Consider the following 10,027-nt stretch of genomic DNA (forward strand, 5'->3'; position numbering starts at 1 on the left):
GCGAGTGCGACACCAGCTATCGTGTCTATCCCCGACGTATGACCACTTTGGTAAATTTGTTCGATGATTTTCTTCGTCTCAGCGCCAGTTTGGAACGCTTTGTAAAGGGCTATTAATAGCTCACTAAATTCGTCTTGTAGTGCATATTTTAGATAGGTCAAGCTAATGTCAGTAGTCAATATTTCTGTCTCGATTAGTTTTGTAAGTACCGCTTTAAAAGGCACGCTCACTTTTCCAATGAGCAAAATACCGACTAGCATATCATCTCCTGATGGTGTCAAACCGTTGCCACGACCTATAAAGTAACGCAGCGTTTGCTCGATAAATACCGCGTCTGTACTTTTTATTGCTTTAGCTAGGTCGTGCGTTTTCGGTTGCATTAGCCATTCGCTAATTGAAATATCGAGCCCAGTTTTTTTCTCGGTCGTTAAAGATAAAGGGCTCGGATGAATGTCCGCTTTCTCGCGTTTACAGATATATTGTTCTATGCCCACGAGTTTTATTTGAAAATTTGGATGAAAAAGTATGCCCGCATCAAATTGAAAAACCTCATTGATTTGGATTTGTGCGATGAGTGCAGAAACGTCGTTATGTGTGAGCTGAATCGCGAATGGTAATCGGCCATTTTTTGCCGTTCCTATAAAGATACGTTCTTCTTCGCATTCCAAGTTAAAGCCATTTGTGAAAATGCTATGAACGCGCCATACCTTGCGATTAGCTAGTAAATTAGCAACATTTTGTGCCATACTCAGCGCTTTGATTATCGGCATCCTTCTTCACCTCCTTGTTATACAGTTAAGCCTAATTTTTTGGCATAAGCTGTAATTGCTTTTTCAAAACAGGCAACTGGTGGGTTTACAGTTCCGGCACCGATTTGACCGATTCCAGCTTTTTTATGAGCGATACCAGTATTGATGACTGGTGTAATACCAGTTTCAACTACTTTACGAGCATCGATTCCGAGACAAATTCCTTGAAAATCCCATGTTGGGACGGTAAAATTCGGATTTTGATCGATGACGATTTCCAGCATTTCGTTACTCGTTTTTAAGGCATCGCCAAATCCGCCAGTACCGACAAAGCGAGTCACAGCAGGTGCTGCAATCATTGCCATGCCGCCAACTCCAAATGTTTCTGTGATGGCACTGTCTCCAATATCAGGATTCGCGTCTTCACCAGAATAGCCGGTGAAATAAAGACCTTGTGGCGTGTTGACGGGTGCTGTGAACCACTCGTCTCCCATGCCACTGATGCGAATTCCAAAATTCTCGCCGTTACGACACATCGCTGTTACAATCGTGCCCTCTTGAATCATCCGCGCGCCGTCCATCACTGCTTTTGCAGATGCCATCATAATATTTAAGAAAAATTGATCAGTATCTGCAAGGAATTTGATAACCTCTTGGCGTTCTTTTTCATCGATATCTAGGCCCACAATGATTGGGCTTACTTCTTTCAAAAATACTAGAGAGGCCGCGATATTGCGCTGATGGAATTCGTCTCCCATTGCGATTGCTTTTGCCACGATAACGTTTAGATTCATTCCTTCTTCCAGTGTTTGGAGCGCCTTGCTAAGCACTGGGCCAAGCACATCACGCATCCAGCGCAAGCGATTCACAACTTCTTCTGAATAAGCACCAAAACGTAGCACCGCACCAATACCTTCGTTCATCGTACAATAAGCGCGGTTGCCGTCTGTGCGGTTTTCCACGACAACAACAGGCATATTTGCTGATGTAATGCCTCCCATTGGTCCAACTGCATCCACGTGATGGCACGGCATAAACGTTACATCCCCGCGATCAAGCATCGCACGCGCATCATTTTCATTATCTGCCCATTCTTCAAATAAAGCAGCACCGACACAAGAACCTTGCATGGGGCTCGTCATATTTTCCCATTTAATCGGAGGGCCCGCGTGAAGTAATACCTTTCCTTCATTTAACTCAGCAATTACAGATTTAGCAGGGACAACGTCGAGTAAAAATGGTGCTGAAGCAACGATTTTATCCGCCACTGCGCGGTTTGCTTCATCGATAGTCTGGTAATTTGTCATTGTTTTTTCCTCCTTCAAAAATTTATTTCATATCCGCTGTTTCAGCACGATAACTATTCAAAAATTGCAATACTTTTTGTAGTTCAAGGTTGCCACCAGCTACTGGGCGCCAGTCAAATTGCACTGCACGTCCACCTGTTTCGGTAATCGCTTCGGCAAAACTTTTCAGTCCGATATTGATGACACGTGGCTGTTTCGCAAGCAAGTTTAACATCGCCTCTGATGCTTCTAAAACTGGTACTTCCGCTCCCTCTTCCACATCTTTCATCGCTTTATCGGCTTCTGCCACAGTATGACCAACAATTGCAAGTCCCGTTCTAACCGCTTCATTGTTACTATCTTTCACGATAACACCTGCATTAATTAACGTTTGACGCTGCTCATTGTAATCTTGCGGGTCTTGAAGCGTACCACAGACCGTTCCAATGACAGCTAATTCACGCCCAGCTGCTTTCGCTTTTGCAATAACATCTTTAATCGCTGGCGCCAATTGTCCCGCCATGTCTTCGTGTGAGCCATAGCCAAGCACTACATCGAGCAAAATAACTGCTGTTTCCGGATCATTGGCCGCGTCCTCAATGAATGCAATCCGTTTTTCAGGATCAATCATTGGATGCGGTTTACCTTGCGTATAAATATCGTCCCCGAGATCGATAACTTCATGCCCTTCTGTTTTCAAAATGTAGCCATCTTGCTTGATTAAGCCTTCTTTTAACTGTAACGCATCTGCAACAAGCATCGCCGCTTCCGACGCTAACGTTCCGCCAGAATAGTAACCTTTGATATGTTTTTGTTCTGGAGTTAAATGAATGTCAGGCGTTACAATTTCTGTTTTCACAGCAGTTACCGTCTCACCTTTTGCTAAGGCAACAGCAATACGAGCTGTTTCTTCAAGCGTATAGGCATGATATAAATTCGCCTCATGATACGTCGGTTTTTCACCTAAAAAGATTGTCACAGCTGGCTTCGTAATTGTACGTAATAATGCCAAAACTTTATCGCGAATCGCTTTTGCAGGTGGCTTAGAAATGACGACAATCACATCTGTATCAGCTTGTTTTTCAAGCGCTAATATTGCGTCCAACATCGTAATCCCACCAACTGTTTCTGATAAATCACGACCGCCAGTTCCAATCGCATTCGTCACGCCACCACCAAGACGATCAATAATTGTAGAAACTTCTTGAATTCCCGTACCTGATGCACCAACAATGCCAATATTCCCTGGTTTTACAACATTCGTAAACGCCATTGGAATCCCGTTTACGATACCAGTTCCACAATCCGGTCCCATCACTAGAAGCCCTTTATCGTGCGCTTTTTGCTTCAAACGCAATTCTTCTTCAATCGGCATATTATCGCTAAAAATAAACGCGTGCAAGCCTTCATCAAGCGCCCGATCCGCTTCCGCAGCAGCATATGTACCCGGAATGGAGATAAGTGCCATATTTGCATCTGGATCAAGCTTCATTGCCTTATCCCAAGTCCGCGCCGTTTCCGTCGTAGTGCTACTTTCCTTCGTTGCCTGACTCGCTAGAAATGCATCCACTTCCGCTAAAATTTCATCAATTTTTGAAGCATCTTCCGTGTCCACAACTATCGCCATATCATTCGCCGATGCCGCTTCCAATTCCTCCGTACGCAAACCCGATGTTCCAAAGATATCTTTATTCGCAGGCGTTCCCATCATAATCGAAACGCGATTGACTCCTTCAATCGTTGACACTTTATTCGTAAGCAGCATCAAAACAACCGAATCCTGATACGCATTTTCCTTTATAATCGTGTGTAACATCGTGCTCATCTCTCCTTATTCCGCAAATTTATTTTTTCCATCATAATTATCAAAATGAATGGCATCTGAGATCAAGTATTCATAAATATCATCCACAATCTCGATACCCTCTTCCTCGTAAGTTTTCTCACGTAACCGCCCACGCTCACCAGGATAATACACCCGATCCACGCCTGGCGCTGGTTTAACCGCCGTCACTTCATCAAGCACCTCTGACATGTTCGCCTTAAACGCCTCGATATCCGTAAAGAATGCCGGATTAATCACGATGTGCAATTGCCCCAAATCGCGCCCCTTCGAAAGATCGGCATACATCGAACTCACATGTTTTCCAAATGGCAATCCGAGCAAAATTCCTGACAAAACGTCCACCATCATCATTAAGCCGTATCCTTTTGGTCCAGCGATTGGCAATAACGCGTTCACCTTCGTAGGATCCGTCGTTGCTGCCCCATCAGCATCTACCGCCCAAGTTGGTGGAATTGATTCCCCGCGTGATCTCGCATGAAGCACCTTCCCCCAGGCCTGAACCGTCGTCGCCATATCAAAAGTCAGCATTCGTCCGTCATCTGTTGGGGCCGCAAACGCAATCGGATTCGTTCCAAAATAATCCTCCGCTCCACCAAAAGGTACTACCATTGGGTCCGACTGACAGACAGAAAGCGCTACAAAATCACAGCTCGCCGCTTGTTCTACAAAATAAGCCAACGCTCCGCTGTGCGACATATTTTTTACGCCTACAACCGCGACACCATTTTTGCCAGCAATCCGAATTGCTTCTTCCATCGCCCGTTTTGCTGCCACATGCCCTGAGCCATTATCGCCATGGAAAATCCCACTCGTTGGTCCTGTCTGTTCAAAACGGAAATCCGGACGATTCGTAATACCACCTTTGGCAATACGCTCCGAATAATACTCAACACGAACCGCGCCATGCGAATGAATTCCACGCGCATCCGCAAACGCCAACACGTCAGCAACAATATCCGCATGTTCTTCCGTCAAACCAGCTCGCTCTATTTTTGTCTGAATCAGCTGGTGCAAATCTTCCTTTGAAACTCGCATTCTGCCCGCCACCTTCCTAGTCTTGCTTCGCGAATAACCCCGCGCTATCATACTGATCAAAATGAACTGTATCACTAATTAAATAGTCATACACATCTTTTACAATTGGAATGCCAACCTCCGCATAGTCCGTTTCCACGATTTCCGCTAACTCACCTGGATACAATACTTGGTCAAACCCGGGTGCCGCTTTTGTATCATGTAATTCATCTACCATCTGTGCAATATTTTGCTTAAACTCCTTCAAAGATGTGAAAAAAGCTGGGTTAATAACGATGTGTAATTGCCCTAAATTGCGCCCCTTCGTCAAATCGGTATACATGGAAGACACTCGTTTCCCAAATGGCAATCCAAGCAAAATGCCTGATAAAATATCAACCATCATCATTAAGCCATACCCTTTTGGCCCAGCTACTGGAAGCAAAGCATTAACCTTGTCTGGGTCTGTCGTTGGCTCCCCATTCGCATCCACAGCCCAAGTTGGCGGAATATCCACACCTTTAGAGCGAGCGTCTAAAATTTTACCCCAAGCCTGAACCGTCGTCGCCATATCAAAAATGACCGGCTCTGCATCCATCCTTGGCGCTGCAAACGCAATCGGGTTCGTTCCAAAGTAAGGCTCAGCGCCTCCAAACGGCACTACCATCGGATCCGACTGACAAACTGAAATCGCAACCATATCTTTTTCCGCGGCCTGTTTCACAAAGTAAGCAAGCGCACCGCTATGCCCCATTTGATGCACACCAACAATCCCAATTCCTGTCTCTTGCGCCAAACCAATCGCTTCATCCATCGCAAGACGCGCCGCCACATGGCCAACACCGTTATCCGCTTCAAAAATACCCGAACTTGGCCCCGTCTTATTAAATCGGAAGTTCGGTGCAAGCGTTGTGCCACCTTTCGCAATTCGTTCCGCATAATAATCTACTCGAACCGCACCGTGTGAGTGAATTCCACGCGCATCAGCAAATGCCAATGAATCCGCGACACCGTCTGCATGCTCCTCCGAAAGACCGGCGGCTTCTAATTTCTTTTGAATTAAATCATGTAAATCATGTTTTCTTACTCGAATCATTTGTGGTTCTTTCACACCAATTCCCTACTTTCTTATAATTGTGGGTCGCGATTACAGTCTTTGGAATACAAATAACTGAATGCTTCACCGCGTCCTACTGCATATGTCGCTTGTGGCACGTAGGCTCCCATAAATAAATAATCGCCTTTTTTCACCGGAACCCATTCATTATCCAAATTGTATACGCCTTCGCCAGACAACATATACGCGCCATGTTCTTGGTAATGCGTTTCGATATATCCGTGGCACGCCCCCGGCTCGAAGCTCAAAATATGGAAATTCATATCAAAGCCAAGATCTGCTGGTAACAAGTTTTGCAATATGACATCTTCCATACCTTCATATGCGATTTTCTCCAAATTAGCCACATTATTCACAATGATATGCGTCTCGTAACCTGCAACCGCCTCATATTTCTTTTTGTAAAGAAACGCCTCGCTATTTGCTCCACCATTATCGTTCTCAAATTTCAAAATAACACCGGCCGGGCAATAAATATAACCACCAGCCTCCAATGTATGCTTCGCGTCATCCGCCCAAACCGTGATTCTTCCCTCTAAACAATAGAAAAAAGTTTCCACGCCTGGTGCGCCGAATCCTGCCTTATTTTGTCCGCCATCCAATAACGTAATAATATAGTCCACAAAAGAAGCACCCAATTTAGGCGTTGCTAAAATCGACAATTCACAGTTTTCAAAACCAGGAATCGAATTATTCACTAAACCATCCGGCGGAATAATTGCGTAATTCGCTCGCTTTATCACTGACCTAGAAGCGAGGATATCGCTCACATAACCCGTATTCTTATTTCTGTAACCCATCTTAAAAAAACCTCTCTTTTCCCAATTATAATTTTGCAAATCTGACTCCACTATACAAACTAGGTGGGGCGATAAATGTTTATATCCTAGGCAAAGCCGAGCATCGGGGCACAGACTTTAACGACGGAGATGGACATTTATCGCTCCACTACTGGTTAAGCTACTTTTCTACTTTTAATATTTGCTAGTAAGAACACGATAGCTCCAATAACTAGGATAATCGCTGAAATATAGAAGCCCATTACTTTCGAGCCTGTCGAATCAGAGATAACCCCTGTCAAAAACGGTGCGATAACCGATGAGCTCATTCCAAAGAAGTTAAATACACCAAATGATGTTCCGTATCCTTTTTTCGGTGCGCTATCTGCCACGTATGAAATTAAAATTGGTTCTACCGCAAGTTTTCCGAGCAATCCGTATAACACAAGGCCGACAAGTAAGATTCCTGATGATGGCGCAAGTACTGTCAGCATTAACATACATGCCGCTGCAATTGTCAAACTAACGATAAAGCGCACTTTTTTCGTTCTGAATATATCTGACATTCTACTGAAAAATAATGCTCCTGGAATCGCCGAAAAGGCTACAAGTGCTGCTGAAAATCCGATTGCTACGCCTTCGAATCCACGTTCTTGTTGTAGGAAAGATGGCAACCAAGTCACGACCATGTAGTATCCGTAACACGTTGCAAAATAAAGAATGTATGATGCAATCATGCGACCGGTGAACAAGTTTTTAATCGGCGCTTTTTCTTTTGGTGCTGCTTTCTCTTTTGCTACCGTGGAGCGATCCACTTTTGGCGAGTTTTTAATGACACCTGCAAAGACAAAAACCATCACAACGATTAAACCAGCAATAATGAAAAGCATCACTTGCCAGTTCATTCCGACCGATTTTACGAGCAAGCTAGAAGCGATCAAGCCGATACCCATACCTAGCGCGGAACCACTATTGATAATCGCCGTTGAAAGTCCGCGTTTTTCAGCAGGGATATTTTCAGAGGACAGCGAGTATGCCGCACCGTAGTAAGATCCACAACCAAGACCTGCAAGTAAACTACCGAGATAGATCATCTCTAAGTTCTGTGCTGTACCAATAATAAGTGCTGCGATGGCAAAAAGTGAGAAACCAGGAATTAAAACGACTTTCTTCCCGAATTTATCAACTAAAATCCCCGCTGGAATCTGCATCCCTGTATATGCGAAGAAATAAAAACTGGCAATCAAGCCCATTTGTGCATCAGAATGTTGCCCTATTGTTTGTTGAATTTCTGGAAAAATCGGTGTCAAAACACTGCGGTAAATCCAAATAACTACCCAACCTAAACATAAAATAATAATAATTTGCTGCCAATACTGGAGCCCCTTTTTCATTGTTGCTGTTTCGTTTTCCATCTTTTGATCCACTCCCTGTTTATTTATATGCTAATTCGTATAATGCTTCTGTAAGTGCCTTAACGCCTTCAACCAAGTCCTCTGTTTTCGTATCCTCTGCCGGATTGTGACTAATTCCACCAATGCTCGGTACAAAGAACATCGCTGTCGGTACACGCGGTGCGAAAATTTGAGAGTCATGGCCTGCACCACTGTGCATCACACGATAGTTCAACCCTTCTTTTTTACAAACACCCTCTAAAACAGACACAATGTGCGGATCCATTGGTACCGGCGCTTCGTCCATCCACAAATCAATCGAAATATCGATGTCCATTTCTGCGCAAATTGATTTCATATCTTGCTCAATTTCTTGCGTGAAACGATGCAATTCAGCTTCATCCGTATGACGACAATCCATCGTAAACAGTGTCTCACCTGGAACGACATTCACCGTGTTTGGCTTCGGTTCTACTTTTCCGAAAGTTAGCACAAGTGGATCGCCTAGCTTTTTCGCTTTATCAATCGATTGCGACACGATTTTACTAAACGCATACACCGTATCTTTGCGGTAGCCCATCGGCGTTGTTCCTGCATGGTTTGACTCGCCGCTTAGCACAATTGTATAGCGACGTTGCCCAGCAATACTGTTCACCACGCCAACCGCCTTACCTTCATTTTCCAGCACTTTTCCTTGCTCAATATGAATCTCAACGAACGCGCGTATATCATCGCGTAACGGTTTCGTTTCATCACGGAAATCAAATCCAGCACCACGCATTGCATCTACAAATTTTACACCTTCAAAATCTGCAACGTCCGCCACCTCCTCTTTATTGGCAAGTCCAAAGAAGTTCTTGCTTCCCCAGAAAACATACGGAAAACGGCTACCCTCTTCTTCTGCCATCGAAATAACTTCTAGGTTTCGAAGCGGCTGACCGTGCTTTTCTTTCAAATATTTAATCGCAAGGTACGCAGCCAATACCCCAAACTGACCGTCCAGTTTTCCGCCGTTGACCACCGTATCAATATGAGAACCTGACATAATTGTCTCATCTTTATATGTAGAGCCTTCCACACGACCGAAAAGATTACCAATTTCATCAAAATACGTTGTAAAACCAGCATCATCCATTTTCTTCTTCACGCCTTGTTGTGCCTCCACCCAATAATTTGAGTAAAGCAAACGCGTCGTACCACCAGTCGGATCTGCGCCAATACCCGAAAGCCACGCTACATTATCCGCCACATCTTGAAAAATCCTGTCCATCGTTCAAAATCCACCCTTCTTCTGATTTGCCTTATTGTTCTCTACTCTTTAAAGTGTAAGCGTTTCAAGTTTTGATTGCATCGTTTAAAAGGGATAAAAACCTCGTATTGTTTTTGTTCATTATGGCTAATTAAAGGAGCAAAATTGTTAATAGTGATTATATAAACAAGAACGGATGTGCTTTTAATATTTTGGACACGACATAAATAGAATTTTATTTGCTTGCTTTCTATAAAAATTTGCTTCTATACACGAAGAAAGAGCATCACTTTTTTTCAGTGCGCCCTTTCTTTGTTATTTAGATGACTGGTTGACTGCTACTTAAATCTGATTACTTTCTGACCACTTATTTCAATTTTTTTCTCTATCTCGTTTTCCCTCGTCCCATCCCAGCGTAGCGCTGTAATGTCTTCTTTTTTTCAACCATGTATAGCCATCATAACGTCCTTCTTCTGTCACGTTGCGAAGGCATATCCCCTCTTCCAATTCCTCTTGAAACACACCCATCACAACACTTTCCCCACCTAGTACCTCTACAAAACAAACGCGTTTCGTCTGCTCCAAATAATTAG

7 protein-coding genes and 2 pseudogenes are annotated in these 10,027 nt (G+C 43.9%); all 9 read right to left on the reverse strand.

Annotation, left to right across the window (positions count from 1 at the left end; all coding sequences use genetic code 11):
• Nucleotides 1-11 precede the first annotated feature (11 nt).
• Nucleotides 12-770 (reverse strand): annotated as a pseudogene (locus PROCOU_RS19065) (oxamate carbamoyltransferase subunit AllH family protein); the annotation flags it as partial.
• A gap of 17 nt (nt 771-787) precedes the next feature.
• A complete protein-coding gene (locus PROCOU_RS09210) occupies nt 788-2,056 on the reverse strand; it encodes a YlbE family protein (RefSeq protein WP_036071689.1) in 1,269 nt (422 codons plus the stop codon).
• Between the two features lie 22 nt (nt 2,057-2,078).
• Complete coding sequence (gene fdrA, locus PROCOU_RS09215; RefSeq protein ID WP_036071691.1) at nt 2,079-3,851, reverse strand: acyl-CoA synthetase FdrA; 1,773 nt, start codon at nt 3,849-3,851, stop codon at nt 2,079-2,081.
• A 15-nt stretch (nt 3,852-3,866) separates the two neighbouring features.
• The gene (allD, locus tag PROCOU_RS09220; protein ID WP_036071693.1) at nt 3,867-4,916 is read right to left on the reverse strand and encodes an ureidoglycolate dehydrogenase; all 1,050 of its coding nucleotides are present in this window, start codon (nt 4,914-4,916) and stop codon (nt 3,867-3,869) included.
• Between the two features lie 16 nt (nt 4,917-4,932).
• Complete coding sequence (gene allD / locus PROCOU_RS09225) at nt 4,933-5,988, reverse strand: ureidoglycolate dehydrogenase (protein ID WP_036071742.1); 1,056 nt, start codon at nt 5,986-5,988, stop codon at nt 4,933-4,935.
• A 35-nt stretch (nt 5,989-6,023) separates the two neighbouring features.
• Nucleotides 6,024-6,812: a (S)-ureidoglycine aminohydrolase gene (gene allE / locus PROCOU_RS09230; protein ID WP_036071696.1), complete on the reverse strand. Its 789-nt coding sequence runs from the start codon at nt 6,810-6,812 to the stop codon at nt 6,024-6,026.
• Nucleotides 6,813-6,967: 155 nt separating this feature from the next.
• A complete protein-coding gene (locus PROCOU_RS09235) occupies nt 6,968-8,206 on the reverse strand; it encodes an MFS transporter (protein WP_133619882.1) in 1,239 nt (412 codons plus the stop codon).
• Between the two features lie 19 nt (nt 8,207-8,225).
• Nucleotides 8,226-9,455 carry an allantoate deiminase gene (gene allC / locus PROCOU_RS09240; protein ID WP_036071699.1) on the reverse strand — a complete coding sequence of 410 codons (1,230 nt, stop codon included), beginning with the start codon at nt 9,453-9,455 and terminating at the stop codon, nt 8,226-8,228.
• Nucleotides 9,456-9,806: 351 nt separating this feature from the next.
• Nucleotides 9,807-10,027: pseudogene (locus tag PROCOU_RS17750) on the reverse strand (hypothetical protein); the annotation flags it as partial.

It is taken from the genome of Listeria rocourtiae FSL F6-920, from assembly GCF_000525975.1.
Classification (GTDB): Bacteria; Bacillota; Bacilli; order Lactobacillales; family Listeriaceae; genus Listeria_A; species Listeria_A rocourtiae.